Below are 16,940 nucleotides of genomic sequence, written 5' to 3' on the forward strand. Positions count from 1 at the left end.
GGTATGTAAAACAACCCCATTCGGCGGGAAGCTAAATGGACGTTAATTAAGAATCTTGAAGATCATAAACATGACAGAATCTTTTGCTCAACTCTTTGAAGAATCCCTACAGACTATCGAAACTCGTCCAGGTGCCATCGTCCGTGGTGTCGTGGTTGCTATCGATAAAGACGTTGTATTGGTTGACGCAGGCCTGAAATCAGAATCTGCAATTCCTGTAGAACAATTCAAAAATGCTCAAGGTGAGCTGGAAATCCAAGTTGGCGATGAAATCGACGTAGCTTTGGATGCGGTGGAAGATGGTTTCGGTGAAACTGTCTTGTCTCGTGAGAAAGCGAAACGTCACGAAGCATGGCTGATGCTGGAAAAAGCATACGAAGAAGCTGAAACTGTCACTGGTATTATCAATGGCAAAGTAAAAGGTGGCTTCACTGTAGAACTGAACGGTATCCGTGCGTTCCTGCCAGGTTCACTGGTTGACGTTCGCCCAGTTCGTGACACTGCTCACCTTGAAGGCAAAGAGCTTGAGTTCAAAGTCATCAAGCTGGATCAGAAACGCAACAACGTAGTTGTTTCTCGTCGTGCAGTTATCGAATCTGAAAACAGCGCAGAACGCGATCAGCTGCTGGAAAACCTGCAAGAAGGCATGGAAGTTAAAGGTATCGTTAAGAACCTGACTGACTACGGTGCATTCGTTGATCTGGGCGGCGTTGATGGCCTGCTGCACATTACTGATATGGCTTGGAAACGTGTTAAACATCCAAGCGAAATTGTCAATGTGGGCGATGAAATCACAGTTAAAGTACTGAAATTCGACCGTGAGCGTACTCGCGTATCTCTGGGTCTGAAACAATTGGGTGAAGATCCATGGGTAGCAATCGCTAAACGTTATCCAGAAAGTACTAAACTGACTGGTCGCGTAACTAACCTGACTGATTATGGCTGCTTCGTTGAAATCGAAGAAGGCGTTGAAGGTCTGGTACACGTTTCAGAAATGGATTGGACCAACAAAAACATCCACCCATCCAAAGTTGTTAACGTGGGTGACGTTGTGGAAGTTATGGTTCTGGATATTGACGAAGAACGTCGTCGTATCTCCCTGGGCCTGAAACAGTGCAAATCTAACCCTTGGCAACAATTTGCTGAAACGCACAACAAGAACGATCGCGTTGAAGGTAAGATCAAGTCTATTACTGACTTTGGTATCTTCATTGGTCTGGAAGGCGGCATCGACGGTCTGGTTCACCTGTCCGACATCTCCTGGAACGTTGCAGGTGAAGAAGCAGTTCGTGAATACAAGAAAGGCGACGAAATCGCTGCTGTAGTTCTGCAAGTAGATGCAGAGCGTGAGCGTATCTCTCTGGGTGTCAAACAACTGGCAGAAGATCCATTCAACAATTACCTGTCTGTAAACAAGAAAGGTACAATTGTTACTGGTAAAGTCACTGCAGTTGACGCAAAAGGTGCTACAGTTGAATTAGCTGACGGCGTTGAAGGTTACCTGCGTGCATCAGAAGCTTCTCGTGACCGCATTGAAGATGCAACTCAAGTTCTGAACGTTGGCGATGAAGTTGAAGCTAAATATGTTGGCGTTGATCGCAAAAACCGCATAATCAACCTGTCTGTTCGTGCAAAAGACGAAGCTGATGAAAAAGACGCTATCGCTTCTGTGAACAAACAAGAAGACACAAACTTTGCTAACAACGCAATGGCTGAAGCTTTCAAAGCAGCTAAAGGCGAATAATCTAAGTCAATAACGACGGGTAATATTCTCTATAATGAGAATATTACCCGAATACGGTAGTTTAGGGAGGTACCATGACCAAGTCTGAATTAATCGAAAGACTTGCAGAGCAGCAATCTCACATGCCGGCCAAAGCCGTTGAAGATGCAGTGAAAGAAATGCTTGATCATATGGCAGAAACACTAGCCGCAGGTGAACGTATTGAAGTTCGCGGATTCGGCAGCTTTTCTCTTCACTACCGGGCTCCGCGTGTGGGGCGTAACCCCAAAACAGGTGAAAAAGTGGAATTGGACGGCAAATATGTCCCCCACTTTAAACCCGGTAAAGAGTTACGTGACCGCGTGAATATCTATAGCGATAGCTAAGATATCAGTTATTACTTAATTAAACTAACGGCACCCTAGGGTGCCGTTTTTTGTATACCCAAATTTTGTTTCTCTGGTTTTTGTGAGAATAGACGTATTTTTTTGGTATCGTTTCTTCTGTTTAAACGTTAATTTGCGAAGCGATTCCACAGAAACATTTCTCGAACTGGCAGTAAGATTTACTATGTCATAATCTCTCTTGCGTGAATGGAATGTCAGCATAGAGGCATAATGGATGCAGCCGATAATATTTTCTCTTTTTACCTATTTATTTGCCATTTGGCGAAAACCGACGCCACTTATCAGTCTAAATTTGGCTGCGTTAGCCATTATATTGGGAATTTTTCCCTTATTATTCCTTGCAGAGCTTCCTCAACAAAAAGTCATCCAATATCTGGTTACCATTGCATGTTGCTTATTATTTTTTCCTTATAAAATTATACGACTAATATCATTAGGATTATGGGCGTTTATCTTCGGATGTTGGCATGGTCATCATATATTGGCACAAATCACTTATTTCAGCGAAACGTCCCGTACTGCAATTGTTATGATTGATAGTGTATCGTTGGAAAATAATACGAAAGAAGATAATAAAAAGACGCGTTATCGTATCAGGCTGATTAAGAGTGATGGGAAATATATTATTCCTGCCTTATATGCATCAGTATCATGGAACTCTCAAGAGTTGCTATGCGCTGGTCAGAAGTGGCAGATGACAATGAAACTCAGGCCTGTTCATGCTCAACTAAGCCACGGTAGTTTTGATAGCCAACGATATTCACTTTCTATTCGTCAGCCATTGAATGGAAAAATTATTGAGGCAAAACCACTCGATAAAAATTGTAATCTTCGACAAAGTTTCATGAATAAGTTGTTACCAGAAATTCAGTCATTAAAACAGGCAGGTATTGCATTAGCACTCTCATTTGGTGAAAGGACGTGGTTGGATAAATCCACTCGCTTGCTATTACAGCAGACAGGTATTGCTCATTTGATGGCAATTTCAGGGCTGCATATTGCAATGGCCAGCTTATTTGGCTGGGGTTTGGCAAGAATGACGCAATTTTTCTTTCCGGCAAAATGGATTGGGTTTCGCTTTCCATTGATCATGGGCTGGTTAACCGCAATGCTGTATGGATGGTTGTCTGGTTGGGGAATTCCAGCCATTCGGGCAATATTGGGGCTAACTTTATGGATTTATTTACGGTGCAAAAGCAGGCATTGTTTTTCATGGCAATGGGCTTTATGGAGTGCCGCCCTTATTTTATTTTTCGATCCTTTGGCAATACTTTCTGACAGTTTCTGGCTCTCATTTACTGCGGTGATGGCACTGTTATTTTGGTTTTATTGGATGCCTTTGCCAGAAAAAATACGTCATGGTTGGCAGTGGTCATGGCTGCGTGTATTGCATATGCAGCTGGGCATGTTGCTAATGTTGTTGCCGTTGCAGCTTCTGTTATTTCAGAGCGTTAATATTGCATCATTGGTGGCTAACCTGTGGGCTGTTCCGATTATCTCTTTTTTATCTGTTCCGTTGGTGATATTGGGGATAGTTTGTCTCTTTCTTCCGGTTATCCAACCGTTTTTATGGCAGCTTGTTGATTACAGCATTTTATTTGCTTTGGCCCCCTTACCTATTTTGACATATTCATGGTTTGAAACAGGGCACTATCCGATAGTCACTACGTTAGTAGGCTGGTTTTTTGTTGTGATTTGGCGCTTAGGTTGGTGGCGATCTTATAAATGGTTGTTGGGTGTTTGCATTGGTATTATTGTGTGTTACTCCAAACGTTCCAATGATTATCAATGGCGTTTTTCCATGCTGGATGTGGGGCATGGATTAGCGGTGGTCATTGACAAGGGAGGAGAAGCGATTGTATTTGATACAGGAAATCGTTGGGAAATGGGCAGCATGGCAGAAAAAGTTATTGAACCTTATTTACGTTGGCATCGTTTAACACCAGGGCAGATAATCCTGAGTCATGATCATTTGGATCATACGGGAGGAATGGAATATCTACTTGAAAAATATCCTGATATCCAAATTAGAAGCCCTTCCTTGAATCAGACTCATTTGCCTTGTATCCGTGGTGAACGGTGGACATGGCAGGGGTTAAATTTTGCCGTTCTCTGGCCACCAGAAAAGTCAGCTATTGTTGGCAATAATCAATCTTGCGTGATCCGCATTGATGATGGTAAATACAGTCTGTTATTAACAGGAGATTTAGAAAAGCAGGGCGAATACCGCTTATTGGAGCTTGATAAGAATCATCTGCATGCAACAGTACTACAAGTACCTCATCATGGGAGTAACACCTCTTCTACTTCGGTATTTATACGCAGAGTTATGCCTCAATATGCTTTGGCTTCAGTTGCACGCTATAGCCCGTGGAGGCTACCTTCGGTGAAAGTGAAACAACGCTATAAAAATGCCGGAGTTGAATGGCATAGCACAGCCGTTTCTGGTCAGATAACCGGTTATTTTTATCGTGATGACATTAAATTAGAAGGTTATCGACAACAAATAGTGTCACGATGGTATCATCAGTGGTTTGGTATTCGTGGCGATCATGAGTAGAATGATTCGCTATTTCTTTTGGTTTTGGTAACTCAATAATGAATGATAAAGACCTTTCTACCTGGCAGACCTTTCGCCGATTGTGGCCGATTGTCACTCCTTTTAAAATCGGTCTGATAGTTTCGGCGGTTGCGTTAGTTATTAATGCTGCCGGTGATACATTGATGCTTTCCTTATTGAAGCCCTTGCTTGATGAGGGTTTTGGCAAGGCAGACATTAGCGTATTGAAGTGGATGCCACTGGTTGTTATCGGATTGATGTTGTTGCGTGGCATATCCGGTTTTGTATCGAGTTATTGTCTCTCTTGGGTATCAGGCAAAGTGGTCATGCAGATGCGTCGCCGCCTGTTCAATCATATGATGGGAATGCCTGTTTCCTTCTTTGACCAGCAATCCACGGGAACTTTGCTTTCCCGTATTACATACGATTCAGAACAGGTTGCCTCTTCTTCCTCCGGTGCTTTAGTGACGGTTGTCAGGGAAGGAGCATCAATTATTGGCCTGTTTATACTGATGTTCTATTACAGTTGGGAACTCTCCCTTATTTTGATTGTTATTGCGCCGATAGTTGCGGGAGTTATTCGTCTTGTTTCCGTGCGTTTTCGTAATATCAGTAAAAATATGCAAAGCAGCATGGGAATGGTAACAACCAGTGCGGAACAGATGCTGAAAGGGCATAAAGAAGTTTTAATTTTTGGTGGTCAAAAAGTTGAAACTAAACGCTTTGACAAAGTCAGTAATCATATGCGCCAGCAGGGTATGAAGATGGTTTCTGCTGATTCCATTTCAGATCCGATTATCCAGATTATTGCTTCTTTTGCACTGGCATTTATCCTGTATGCGGCCAGTTTCCCTGAAATTATGGGTGCCTTAACTGCGGGGAAAATCACCGTTGTATTCTCATCGATGATTGCCCTGATGCGTCCATTGAAGTCCTTAACTAACGTTAATGCCCAATTCCAACGTGGTATGGCGGCATGCCAGACCTTATTTACTATCCTGGATATGGAGCAGGAAAAAGACGAAGGTAAATTGGAAATTAAAAAGGCAAAAGGCAACATTGAATTCCGTAATGTCACTTTCTGTTATCCCACCAAGGATCATCCTGCGTTGAAAAATATTTCAATGACGATCCCGGCAGGAAAGACGATTGCATTAGTTGGGCGCTCAGGATCAGGTAAATCGACAATTGCCAATCTCCTGACGCGCTTTTATGACATAAATGAAGGTGAGATAGTATTAGACGGTCATGACCTGCGTGAATATACCCTGGCTTCACTGCGTAACCAAATCGCGTTGGTATCGCAAAATGTCCATTTATTCAATGATACGGTTGCCAATAACATTGCTTACGCCAGTGAAGGATGCTTTAGCCGTGAAGAGATAGAACGGGCGGCAGAAATGGCTTATGCAATGGACTTTATCAAAAAGATGGATAATGGCCTTGATACTATGATTGGTGAAAATGGCGTTTTGCTTTCTGGAGGACAGCGTCAGCGTATTGCGATTGCCCGTGCTTTATTGCGTGATTCTCCGATCTTAATTTTGGATGAAGCAACCTCTGCATTAGATACGGAATCTGAACGTGCAATTCAGGCTGCATTAGATGAATTGCAGAAAAACAGAACTTCATTGGTCATTGCTCACCGTCTTTCTACTATTGAAAATGCCGATGAAATTATCGTCATTGAAGATGGGAATATCATAGAAAGGGGCGACCATGCGACTCTGGTGCAACATGATGGGGCATATGCACAATTACACAGGATGCAATTTGGCCAATGATTGAACGCATATGGTCAGGCCGATCATGGCTTTACATCGTATTATTACCATTATCAGCCCTTTATGGGCTGATAAGTGGCTTGCGTCGTTTAAGTTATAAGCGAGGATGGCGTCGCTCCTGGAAGGCACCGGTGCCTGTTGTTGTTGTCGGTAACTTGACAGCAGGGGGAAATGGCAAAACCCCGGTTGTGATTTGGCTGGTTGAACAGTTGCAGCAAAGAGGCTATCGGGTTGGTGTTGTTTCGCGTGGTTATGGTGGGAAGTCGGAACATTATCCGTTACTGGTTACCGATGAAGTGACAACGGCACAAGCAGGAGATGAACCGGTTTTAATTCGCCGTCGTACCGGTGCGCCTGTTGCGGCAGCACCAAAGCGAGCCGAAGCCATTCAGACATTACTGGCATATGCTCCGGTTGATATCGTCATTACCGATGATGGCCTGCAACATTATGCTTTGCAGCGTGATTATGAGATTGTGGTGATTGATGGGGTTCGTCGTTTTGGTAATGGCTGTTGGTTGCCAGCTGGCCCTATGCGAGAATTGGCAGGGCGCTTAAATAGTGTCAATGCCATCATTGTTAATGGTGGGACACCGGAAGCGGGTGAAATACCAATGACCTTAAAGGGGGATTTGGTGGTTAACTTACTGACTGGTGAAACGCGAAAAGTGACAGATCTTCCCAATGGTATTGCGATGGCTGGGATCGGGCATCCCCCCCGTTTTTTTGCAACATTGCAGCAATTAGGGGCGAGATTACAGAAAACACACGCTTTTGCTGATCATCAGACGTACGAAAAATCTCAATTATTGGCTCTGGCAACGAGTGATCAAAATTTATTGATGACAGAAAAAGATGCGGTTAAATGTTTTCAATTTGCGCAACCTAACTGGTGGTATTTACCTGTACACGCTGCATTGCCAGAAGAAAAAGGGCAAAAGGTATTGAACGATATCTGTGCTTTATTGCCAGAATTAAATACTCGTTAATAATGTTGAGCTATTCTCACCATACTAAAGAAAATAAGGGAAATTAAACAAAGCAACAAAGTTAACGGTGATACATTGCTTGTGGTATTCTGAGCCACATTAAATTTGAGGCCCGTTACTTGGGGGATATATGGATCACCGTTTACTCGAAATCATTGCTTGTCCGCTATGTCATGGCAAACTTAGTTATGATAAAGAAAACTTTGAACTGATTTGTAAGTTTGATCGTCTCGCTTTTCCTTTCCGTGATGGTATCCCTGTGTTGCTGGAGAATGAAGCACGTGTCTTGCCGCCAGAGGAAAACCAATAACCTATGTTTACCGTTATCATTCCAGCACGTTTTTCCTCAACCCGTTTACCTGGAAAACCATTGGCTGATATTCATGGTAAGCCAATGATAGTACGTGTGATGGAACGGGCTATCCGTTCTGGTGCTGATCGGGTTATTGTGGCGACAGATAATCAAGACGTGTTTGATGCAGTGATCGCCGCAGGCGGTGAGGCTTGTATGACACGCGAAAATCACCATTCAGGTACGGAGCGTCTGGCTGAGGTTATCGATAAATACCAATTTGCTGATGATGAAATTATTGTGAATGTTCAGGGCGATGAACCCCTTATTCCAGAACAGATCATCAGGCAGGTGGCTGATAATTTAGCTGGCAGTGATGCAGGAATGGCAACGCTTGCTGTACCGATCCAGGATGCCGAAGAGGCATTTAATCCTAATGCTGTTAAAGTTGTGATGGATTCACAAGGTTATGCTCTCTACTTTTCCCGCGCCACGATCCCGTGGGAACGGGATCGTTTTATGCAATCAACAGAAACGATTGGAGAGTATTTCCTACGCCATATTGGGATTTATGCGTATCGGGCTGGGTTTATTAGACGCTATATTCAGTGGGCACCAAGTCCATTGGAAAGTATCGAAATGCTCGAACAGTTAAGAGTGCTTTGGTACGGTGAAAAGATCCATGTGGCAAAAGCACTGCAAGCGCCCGGTGCGGGTGTTGATACACCGGAAGATCTGGAAACCGTCAGAAAAGTTTTTGCCACGCTCTGACCTTCTTGTCTGAAATCGGGTGAGATTTAAAAGAGAATGTCGTAACGTTTATACCGCATTCTCTTTTTTCTTGCCCGTTTCGTCACGCTTCGCTTCTAATTCTGATGTTATTTCTCATCACCTTTTTGCTGAGAGCCTTCTGATTTATCAATACGCATATCCTGACTTACCGGTTTAATAGTCTGCCAGATGCGCCCTAATGTCTCATACCAGGCACGCTCAGTGTGTGATAAATAGTAGGAAGAAGGAAGATATTTTTCCCACGAATATAAAGGCGTTGTGACAGCCAATTGATTGGCAGGACCCGCCATTGGATGCAGACCTCGTTGTGCAAAAAACTTGAGAGATCGTTCCATATGATTGGCAGAAGTGACGAGAATGAAAGGTTGTTGCCCGACGATTTTTTCAACTTCAGCAGCCTCTTCTTCTGTATCCAAGGGTTTTTTTAGTGCTATCGTGTCTTCTACAGGAATTCCCAGAGATTGTGCTACCATAGCAGCAACTTCGGCACTGCTAATGGTATTAACACCTTTACCGCCAGTAAAAATCATTTTAGCGCCAGGATTGAGATGATATAACCGAATCCCCTCAGTCACTCTGGGCAAGCTGTTATTGATAAGGTTGGCGCTGGGAGCCCATTGGGGGTTATAAGTAAATCCGCCCCCAAGAACCACAATATATTTTACGGGAGTGATAGATGTTGTGTCTGGTTCATAGCGCTGAACATATTTTCCCTCGATAGGGAGTAAGAATTTATCTGCGATAGGCTGTAAACTAAATAAAAGTAATGCCAGCCAACTGAGTGATAAAACGGTTTTTCCTGTTTTTTGCCAGCGGGTAAACCAGAGTAATAACAGAGCGGCAAAAGAAACGATAATAATCAGCGGTAAAGGCATTAATAGCGAACCGATATATTTTTTTAGCAGAAATAACATTGATTGGCCTTGGATTGGTTAAATGATAATCGCGCAATGGCAAATTTAAGGCTAAAAGTAGTTAATTAAATGATTACTGTGCCAAAATAACAGTAGTTAAAATAGCAGTAGATAGCATAATTACTCAATAGATAAATTAAACTTAGATTATAAGTGGGGCAGCTTTTCATGCGGGATCGCAATTTCGATGATATTGCAGACAAATTTTCGCGTAATATTTACGGCACAACCAAAGGTAAAATCAGGCAGGCCGTTGTCTGGCAGGATATTAACGAATTGCTGAATCATTTGCCTCAACGGCCTTTGCGCATTTTGGATGCGGGGGGCGGTGAAGGTAATATGGCCTGCCAATTAGCCGAATTGGGACATCAGGTCATACTTTGTGATCTATCAAAAAAGATGATTCAGAGAGCGGAACATAACGCCGAAGAGCGGGGTCTTCTCGATCAGATACAATTTATCCAAAGCCCGGTACAGGAAATTCACCAGCATATTGAACAGCCCGTTGATCTGATTTTATTTCATGCTGTATTGGAGTGGATCACCGACCAAAAAGGGGCAATAGAGACATTGGAAGAGATAATAACGCCCGGTGGTGCACTTTCATTAATGTTTTATAATGCTAATGGGCTGGTCATGCGTAACGCTATCTTGGGTAATTTTCATTTGGCGACACCTAATATCCAGCGTCGTCGGAAACGTTCTCTGTCGCCACAGCATCCATTAATACCGGAACAGGTATATCAATGGCTAACTGAACTTAAGATGGAAATAACAGGTAAAACAGGCGTGAGAGTTTTTCACGATTACCTGCAAAGTCGTCAATTACAAGACACAGATTTTCCAGCGTTGCTTGAACTTGAACAGCGTTATTGCAGACAGGAGCCCTATATCAGCTTGGGGCGTTACATTCATGTGATGGCACGCAAGCCTGCCTTAAAGAGCGAATTATGAGTGAATATTCCCAGACGGTTCCTGAACTTGTGTCCTGGGCCAGAAAAAATGATTTTTCAATTTCGTTACCCCCGGAACGCCTGGCTTTTTTGCTGGCTATTGCCGTGTTAAACAGTGAACGGCTTGATGGTGAAATGAGTGAAGGGGAGCTGGTGGATGCCTTTCGTGAAGTGTGTAAGGGTTTTGAGCTGACTTCGGAAGCCGTATCTGTCAGGGCGAATAATGCCATTAACGATATGGTTCGCCAGAAGTTACTTAACCGTTTTACCAGTGAATTGGCGGATGGCAATGCCATTTATCGCCTGACGCCGTTGGGAATTGGTATCAGTGATTATTACATCCGTCAGCGTGAATTCTCCACGTTGCGTCTTTCTATGCAGTTATCTATCGTTGCTAACGAATTGCACCGAGCCGCAGAGGCAGCCGAAGAAGGGGGGGATGAATTACATTGGCATCGCAATGTTTTTGCCCCTCTTAAATATTCTGTCGCTGAAATTTTTGACAGCATCGATATGTCTCAGCGCTTGATGGATGAACAGCAACACAGCGTAAAAACCGATATCGCCGCACTACTCAATCAGGATTGGCAGGCCGCTATCGCTAATTGTGAACAACTACTGTCTGAAACCTCCGGCACACTGCGGGAACTTCAGGATACGTTAGAAGCCGCGGGTGATAAATTGCAGGCTAATCTATTACGCATCCAAACCGCGAATATGGACAGCGGCGGCTCTGAATCGGTGGATAAACTGGTTTTTGACTTGCAAAGCAAACTGGATCGCATTATCAGTTGGGGGCAACAAGCCATTGATCTGTGGATAGGTTATGACCGCCATGTTCACAAATTTATCCGAACCGCTATTGATATGGATAAAAACCGCATTTTTGCCCAGCGCCTTCGTCAATCCATTCAACACTATTTTGACAGCCCGTGGACTCTGACTGTTGCTAATGCAGAACGTTTTCTGGATATGCGTGATGAAGAGTTGACTCTGCGTAATGAAGAGGTAATGGGAGAATTACCGCCAGAAATGGAATATGAAGAGTTTAGTGAAATCAATGAACAATTAGCTGAAATGGTAGAGCAGGCGCTGGCAGTTTACCAACAGGCAAAACTTCCTCTGGATTTGGGGGCTGTACTGCGCGACTACCTTGTCCAGTATCCACGTAAACGCCATTTTGATGTGGCACGTATCTTGGTGGATCAAGCCGTCAGGTTGGGTGTTGCAGAAGCAGATTTCTCTGGTTTGCCAGCGGAATGGTTAGCGATTAATGATTACGGAGCCAAGGTACAGGCACATGTCATCGACACATATTGAACAACTTATGCCAGTGAAACTGGCTCAGGCATTATCCAATCCACTTTTCCCTGAATTAGACAGCCAACTGCGGGCAGGGCGTCATATCAGTCTGGATAATCTTGATAATCACGCTTTTTTGATGGACTTTCAGGAAGAGCTGGAAATGTTTTATGCGCGTTATAACGTCGAATTAATCCGTGCACCAGAAGGTTTTTTCTATCTGCGTCCCCGTTCGACGACGCTGATCCCGCGATCTGTGCTGTCCGAATTAGATATGATGGTAGGTAAGCTCCTGTGCTACCTCTACCTTAGCCCGGAGCGCCTGTCTAATCAGGGAATATTTACCTTTCAGGAGCTGTACGAAGAATTACTGTCATTGGCAGATGAAAATAAGCTAATGAAATTAATGAATCAACGCTCGACAGGCTCAGATCTGGACAAACAGAAATTGCAGGAAAAAGCGCGCACCGCCTTAAACCGTTTACGCCGTCTGGGTATGGTTTATTTCCTGCAAAACGACAGCAATAAATTTACGATTACCGAAGCGGTATTTCGCTTCGGTGCAGATGTACGCAGCGGTGATGACCCACGCGAGGCACAATTACGCATGATCCGTGATGGTGAAGCCATGCCAGTAGAAAGGGAAGCATCGCAGGAAGATAATGAACATGAAGAAGCATCAGGGCATTCAGCAGAAGGTGCGGAGGGTGAACAGTCATGATTGAACGCGGTAAATTTCGCTCACTGACGTTAATTAACTGGAACGGTTTTTTTGCCAGAACGTTTGATCTTGACGAGCTTGTGACGACCTTATCCGGCGGTAATGGTGCAGGTAAATCAACCACAATGGCGGCGTTTGTGACCGCATTAATCCCTGATTTAACACTGCTCCATTTCCGCAATACGACAGAAGCGGGGGCCACCTCGGGTTCACGTGATAAAGGATTGCACGGTAAGTTACGGGCAGGTGTTTGCTACTCCACGCTGGATGTTGTTAACTCTCGCCATCAACGGATCATCACCGGAGTCCGTTTACAACAAGTGGCAGGACGTGATCGAAAAGTTGATATTAAGCCATTTATGATCCAGGGCGTTCCTGCGTCGATTCAGCCAACACAGTTATTGACTGACAATATCAACGAACGTCAGGCGCGGGTTCTGCCGTTAAATGAATTAAAGGAACGCCTTGATGAGATGGAAGGCGTTCAGTTCAAGCAATTTAACTCGATTACAGATTACCACGCCCTGATGTTTGATTTGGGCGTGATCCCAAAACGTTTGCGTTCAGCGAGTGACCGCAGCAAGTTTTATCGCCTGATAGAAGCATCATTATATGGCGGAATCTCCAGTGCGATTACCCGTTCATTGCGTGATTACTTGTTACCGGAAAACAGCGGCGTCAGAAAAGCATTTCAGGATATGGAAGCCGCATTGCGTGAAAACCGCATTACGCTGGAAGCTATCCGTGTCACCCAATCTGACCGTGATCTTTTCAAGCACCTTATCACAGAAGCTACGGCTTATGTGTCTGCTGACTATATGCGCCATGCCAACGAACGCCGCGTTCATCTGGATGAAGCTCTGGCTTTGCGCAGTGAGTTATTTGGCAGCCGTCGTCAACTGGTTGCTGAACAATACCGCCATGTTGAAATGGCGAGGGAACTGGCAGAACAAAGCGGTGCATCTTCTGATTTAGACATGGATTATCAGGCAGCCAGTGACCACCTGAATCTGGTTCAAACGGCGATGCGCCAGCAGGAAAAAATTGATCGCTATCAATCTGATGTTGAAGAACTAACTTACCGACTGGAAGAACAGAGTGAAGTTGTCGAAGAGGCGAGAGATCTTCAGGCGGAATATGAAGCCACATTTGAAGCGACAGAACAAGAAGTTGATGAACTGAAAAGCCAGCTTGCTGACTATCAACAAGCTTTGGATGTACAGCAAACTCGCGCTATTCAATATCAGCAAGCACTGCAAGCGTTAGAGCGTACCCGTGAACTTTGCCAGCTTCCCGATCTGTCGATAGAAAATGCCGACAAATGGCAGGAAACCTATCAGGCTAAAGCGCAGCAAGCGACAGAGACGTTACTGGCACTGGAACAGAAATTGAGCGTTGCTGACGCGGCGCATAGCCAGTTTGAACAGGCTTACCAACTGGTAAAAAATATTGTTGGTGAAGTAAGCCGCAGTGAAGCGTGGCAAGCCGCTCGTGAAGCATTGCGTGAATGGTCATCCCTGCGTCATCTGACTGAACGCGTCCAACCTTTGCGTATCCAGTTGGCCGAGCTAGAACAACGCCTGAACAGTCAGCAAAATGCAGAGCGTTTGCTGGAGGAATTTTGTAAGCGCCATAACCAGCAATATCAGCCAGAAGACTTGGAGGCGTTACGGGGAGAGCTGGAAGCTCAATTGGAAGAACTGAGCCTGGGTGCCAATGAAAGCGGTGAACGTCGTATTCAAATACGTCAGGAGCTTGAACAGCTCAAGCAAAAAATTCAAGCGCTGACAGCACGGGCACCTGTATGGTTGGCTGCCCAGGAAGCCCTGGAGCAGCTGAGTGAACAATGCAATGAAACATTCGAAAATAGTCACGATGTGACTGAATATATGCAGCAATTGCTCGAACAAGAACGCGAAATTACGGTTGAGCGTGATGATATTGCTGCACAGAAACGCGAACTGGAAAAACAGATTGAGTGTCTGAACCAACCAAGTGGTGCCGAAGATAGCCGATTGCTTGCATTGGCAGAGCGTTTTGGTGGTGTTTTATTGTCTGAAATTTATGATGACATTACCATTGATGACGCACCTTATTTCTCCGCACTCTATGGCCCTGCGCGGCACGGCATTGTCGTGCCTGATCTCTCACTGGTTCGTCAACATCTGGAAACATTGGAAGATTGCCCGGAAGATCTCTATTTAATTGAGGGAGATCCGCAGTCTTTTGACGACAGCGTATTCCATTTTGAAGAGCAGGAAAACGCCGTTCTGGTGAAATCATCCGATCGCCAGTGGCGTTATTCCCGTTATCCTGAGGTTCCGCTATTTGGACGGGCAGCAAGGGAAAGTCGTCTGGAAGCACTCAGTTTTGAGCGGGATACACTGGCAGAGCGCTATGCGACACTTTCGTTTGATGTGCAGAAAGTTCAGCGTGCGCATCAGGCTTTCAGCCGTTTCGTGGGGAAACATCTTTCTGTTGCATTTGATGATGATCCAGAAGCAGAAATTCGTCGCCTGAGTCAGCGTCGTACTGAACTGGAGCGTGAGTTATCGCAATTTGAAACGCAGGCTCAACAGCACCAACAGAAACTGGTTCAGGTGAAAGAGAGCCTGTCAGTGCTGAATCGCCTGATTCCACAAATGACGATTTTGTTGGATGAAACCCTGCTTGATCGAGTGGAAACAGTCCGAGAAGAAATGAGTGCGGCTCAGGAAGCGGCGCGTTTCCTGCAACAGCACGGCAATGCTTTGGCTAAACTTGAACCCTTGGTTTCGGTCTTGCAAAGTGATCCACAGCAACATGAGCAGTTGCAGAAGAATTATGAGGCAGCGAAACAGAGCCAGAATCAGGCTAAACAACAAGCCTTTGCCTTGACGGAAGTTGTGCAACGTCGTGCGCATTTCAGCTATAGCGACTCTGCCGGTATGCTCAACGAAAATGCCGACCTGAACGACAAACTGCGCCAACGCCTTGAACACGCAGAATCTGATCGTAGCCGTGCGCGTGAACAATTGCGTCAGCAGCAAGCACAATGTGCGCAATTTAATCAAGTATTGGCATCACTGAAAAGTTCTTATGACACTAAGCAAGATATGTTGAAAGAACTTGAGCAGGAGTTGAAAGATATCGGTGTCCAGGCCGATGCCAACGCCGAAAGTCGTGCCCGTGAACGTCGTGATCAGCTCCACGCCGCTGTGAATGCCAACCGTTCCCGCATTAACCAGCTTGAGAAACAGATCGCGTTCTGTGAGGCAGAAATGGAAAACCTCCAGAAAAAACTGCGCAAATCCGAGCGTGATTATGACCAGAAGCGTGAGCAGGTGGTCTCTTCTAAGGCGGGCTGGTGTGCAGTTATGCGCATGGTGAAAGACAGCGGCGTTGAACGTCGCTTACATCGCCGCGAGCTGGCTTATATGGATGGTGATGAGCTGCGTTCAATGTCGGATAAGGCGCTGGGGGCATTGCGTCTAGCGGTGGCCGATAATGAACACCTGCGCGATGCGTTGCGTTTATCCGAAGATCCGAAGCGTCCTGAGCGTAAGATCCAATTTTTCGTGGCGGTTTACCAACATCTGCGCGAACGTATTCGGCAGGATATCATTCGTACGGATGATCCCGTCGATGCTATTGAACAGATGGAAATTGAGCTGGCTCGTCTGACTGAAGAATTAACCTCGCGTGAGCAGAAACTGGCGATTAGTTCCAAAAGCGTGGCGAATATCATTCGCAAAACCATTCAACGTGAACAAAACCGCATTCGCATGCTTAATCAAGGGTTGCAGGCGGTTTCTTTTGGACAGGTTGGCAGCGTGCGCTTGAATGTGAATGTGCGTGAAAGCCATTCCCTCTTGCTGGATGTACTTTCTGAGCAGCAGGAGCCGCACCAGGATCTGTTCAACAGCCAGAGACTGACCTTCTCAGAAGCGATGGCGAAACTTTATCAGCGTCTGAACCCACAAATCGACATAGGGCAGCGTCTGCCGCAGACCATTGGTGAAGAGTTGCTGGATTACCGCAATTACCTTGAGTTGGAGGTTGAAGTCAACCGGGGTTCGGATGGCTGGCTGAAAGCGGAAAGTGGGGCACTTTCTACCGGAGAAGCGATTGGTACGGGGATGTCTATTCTGGTCATGGTTGTACAAAGTTGGGAAGAGGAATCACGTCGTCTGCGTGGTAAAGATATTTCACCATGCCGATTGCTGTTCCTTGACGAAGCTGCCCGATTGGATGCGAAATCCATTGCAACGCTGTTTGAGCTATGCGAACGTCTACAGATGCAGTTAATTATTGCTGCGCCGGAAAATATCAGCCCAGAAAAAGGGACAACCTATAAACTGGTACGTAAGATTTTCAATAATCAGGAACATGTACATGTTGTTGGGCTGCGTGGTTTTGGGCAGGATGTGCCGGTCATTGAACAGCCACAAAACCAGATACAGCCTATATTGCAGGAATAACTTTATCACTGCATGATATTTTTCTAAGAGGGGACATATTATG

Annotated in this window: 12 protein-coding genes; 11 read left to right on the forward strand and 1 reads right to left on the reverse strand. The window is 45.1% G+C overall.

What is annotated here, in order from left to right; genetic code table 11:
• Nucleotides 1-70: 70 nt before the first annotated feature.
• From rpsA to kdsB, 7 genes are all read left to right on the forward strand, one after another.
• The gene (gene rpsA / locus ABLA76_RS04580; protein ID WP_047767555.1) at nucleotides 71-1,744 is read left to right on the forward strand and encodes a 30S ribosomal protein S1; all 1,674 of its coding nucleotides are present in this window, start codon (nucleotides 71-73) and stop codon (nucleotides 1,742-1,744) included.
• 74 nt (nucleotides 1,745-1,818) lie between these two features.
• Nucleotides 1,819-2,109, forward strand: coding sequence for an integration host factor subunit beta (gene ihfB / locus ABLA76_RS04585; RefSeq protein WP_047767557.1), 291 nt, complete (start codon nucleotides 1,819-1,821; stop codon nucleotides 2,107-2,109).
• A 235-nt stretch (nucleotides 2,110-2,344) separates the two neighbouring features.
• Nucleotides 2,345-4,690, forward strand: a complete 2,346-nt coding sequence (locus ABLA76_RS04590; protein ID WP_348987034.1) for a ComEC family protein — start codon at nucleotides 2,345-2,347, stop codon at nucleotides 4,688-4,690.
• Nucleotides 4,691-4,725: 35 nt separating this feature from the next.
• Nucleotides 4,726-6,474, forward strand: coding sequence for a lipid A ABC transporter ATP-binding protein/permease MsbA (msbA, locus tag ABLA76_RS04595; protein ID WP_285811685.1), 1,749 nt, complete (start codon nucleotides 4,726-4,728; stop codon nucleotides 6,472-6,474).
• Nucleotides 6,471-7,463, forward strand: coding sequence for a tetraacyldisaccharide 4'-kinase (gene lpxK / locus ABLA76_RS04600; RefSeq protein ID WP_348987035.1), 993 nt, complete (start codon nucleotides 6,471-6,473; stop codon nucleotides 7,461-7,463). Before msbA ends, lpxK begins: the two co-directional genes overlap by 4 nt.
• Before the next feature lie 130 nt (nucleotides 7,464-7,593).
• A complete protein-coding gene (locus ABLA76_RS04605) occupies nucleotides 7,594-7,773 on the forward strand; it encodes a Trm112 family protein (RefSeq protein WP_348987036.1) in 180 nt (59 codons plus the stop codon).
• A 3-nt stretch (nucleotides 7,774-7,776) separates the two neighbouring features.
• Nucleotides 7,777-8,526 carry a 3-deoxy-manno-octulosonate cytidylyltransferase gene (kdsB, locus tag ABLA76_RS04610; RefSeq protein WP_285811149.1) on the forward strand — a complete coding sequence of 250 codons (750 nt, stop codon included), beginning with the start codon at nucleotides 7,777-7,779 and terminating at the stop codon, nucleotides 8,524-8,526.
• Nucleotides 8,527-8,633: 107 nt separating this feature from the next.
• Here kdsB and elyC read toward each other — a convergent pair whose 3' ends face one another.
• Nucleotides 8,634-9,461, reverse strand: a complete 828-nt coding sequence (elyC, locus tag ABLA76_RS04615; RefSeq protein WP_348987037.1) for an envelope biogenesis factor ElyC — start codon at nucleotides 9,459-9,461, stop codon at nucleotides 8,634-8,636.
• 168 nt (nucleotides 9,462-9,629) lie between these two features.
• Between elyC and cmoM the strand changes: the two genes are divergently transcribed.
• Genes cmoM through mukB form a run of 4 tightly spaced genes read left to right on the forward strand, consistent with a single transcriptional unit; the run spans nucleotide 9,630 to nucleotide 16,897 of the window.
• Nucleotides 9,630-10,415 carry a tRNA uridine 5-oxyacetic acid(34) methyltransferase CmoM gene (cmoM, locus tag ABLA76_RS04620; protein ID WP_348987038.1) on the forward strand — a complete coding sequence of 262 codons (786 nt, stop codon included), beginning with the start codon at nucleotides 9,630-9,632 and terminating at the stop codon, nucleotides 10,413-10,415.
• Complete coding sequence (gene mukF, locus ABLA76_RS04625; protein WP_348987039.1) at nucleotides 10,412-11,734, forward strand: chromosome partition protein MukF; 1,323 nt, start codon at nucleotides 10,412-10,414, stop codon at nucleotides 11,732-11,734. Before cmoM ends, mukF begins: the two co-directional genes overlap by 4 nt.
• Nucleotides 11,715-12,437 (forward strand): chromosome partition protein MukE, encoded by a 723-nt coding sequence (gene mukE, locus ABLA76_RS04630; protein WP_348987040.1) that lies wholly within the window; start codon nucleotides 11,715-11,717, stop codon nucleotides 12,435-12,437. Before mukF ends, mukE begins: the two co-directional genes overlap by 20 nt.
• Complete coding sequence (mukB, locus tag ABLA76_RS04635; RefSeq protein ID WP_348987041.1) at nucleotides 12,434-16,897, forward strand: chromosome partition protein MukB; 4,464 nt, start codon at nucleotides 12,434-12,436, stop codon at nucleotides 16,895-16,897. Before mukE ends, mukB begins: the two co-directional genes overlap by 4 nt.
• The last annotated feature ends 43 nt before the right edge of the window (nucleotides 16,898-16,940 follow it).

The organism is Xenorhabdus sp. SGI240 (genome assembly GCF_040081915.1).
Taxonomy (GTDB): Bacteria; Pseudomonadota; Gammaproteobacteria; order Enterobacterales; family Enterobacteriaceae; genus Xenorhabdus; species Xenorhabdus bakwenae.